The organism is Bartonella florencae (assembly GCF_000312525.1).
Lineage (GTDB): Bacteria > Pseudomonadota > Alphaproteobacteria > Rhizobiales > Rhizobiaceae > Bartonella > Bartonella florencae.
Genome location: NZ_HE997480.1, coordinates 1 through 907, shown reverse-complemented (window position 1 = coordinate 907; position 907 = coordinate 1). Strand labels below are relative to the sequence as shown.

Genomic DNA, 907 nt, shown 5'->3' with positions numbered 1-907 from the left:
ATCAACAAGGAAATCAAAAAATTATCAAAAGCCATTTGATGTATTTTAAGCGAAAAATCGGTCAAGCCAAGTCTTCATTGCTAAGGATGGCTTACTTGCTCTAAAGACGAAATATCCGGTATGGGATTATTATGCCGTGCTTGCCACAGATCATGTTTTTGTTGTAATTTAAGCCAAAATTCCGCATCATTTAAACCAGCCTTTTCTAAGCGTAAAGCAAGGTTAATACTGATTGCAGCATGACAGTTTAAAACACGTGATAAAGTTAAACGTGCAACGCCGAGATGATTTGCAGCTTCTGTTACTGTTAAGCCTAATTCATCAAGCAATTCTTCTTTCAAAATGCCACCAGGGTGTGGGGGATTGTACATCATGATAACACCTCAAAAATTAATGGTAGTCTTGATAATCAACAAGTTCAACATCTGTTCCGATAAAGCGAAAAGTAACACGCCAATTTGCATTAACACGCATTGACCAATAGCCTTTTAAATCGCCTGTAAGCTCATGGAGACGATAGGATCTAATCGTCATTTGTTCAGGAGCAGATATCGTATCTAAAATTACCAAAATGTTAGCTAGTTTTTTAGCATGTGCAGGTTGTATTCCTTTACAAATTCCTTTTTCGAAAAATAACCTCAACCCTTTATGCTTAAAACTAACGATTGCCATAATATTACCCTTTGCTACTTGATACGATACACCATACACTTATGTCAATCGATTATTTATTAATTTGTTATGTGAAACATAATGTTATATGTTAATAAAAAATAATATCCTTTTGAAATAATTGAAAAAATAAACAAATTATGATAGGATTTTACGTATATAAAATGCAAATCAAATGGAACTCACAAACATGTTGAATAAAGTGATTTTAATTGGCTATCTTGGAGCTGATCCC

The 907-nt window shown here is 33.6% G+C and carries 2 protein-coding genes; both read right to left on the bottom strand.

The window, feature by feature from the left end:
* Nucleotides 1-80: 80 nt before the first annotated feature.
* Nucleotides 81-374 (bottom strand): HigA family addiction module antitoxin, encoded by a 294-nt coding sequence (locus BN202_RS08900; RefSeq protein WP_034988160.1) that lies wholly within the window; start codon nt 372-374, stop codon nt 81-83.
* 16 nt (nt 375-390) lie between these two features.
* Nucleotides 391-672 (bottom strand): type II toxin-antitoxin system RelE/ParE family toxin, encoded by a 282-nt coding sequence (locus tag BN202_RS08895; RefSeq protein ID WP_019220295.1) that lies wholly within the window; start codon nt 670-672, stop codon nt 391-393.
* Nucleotides 673-907 lie beyond the last annotated feature (235 nt).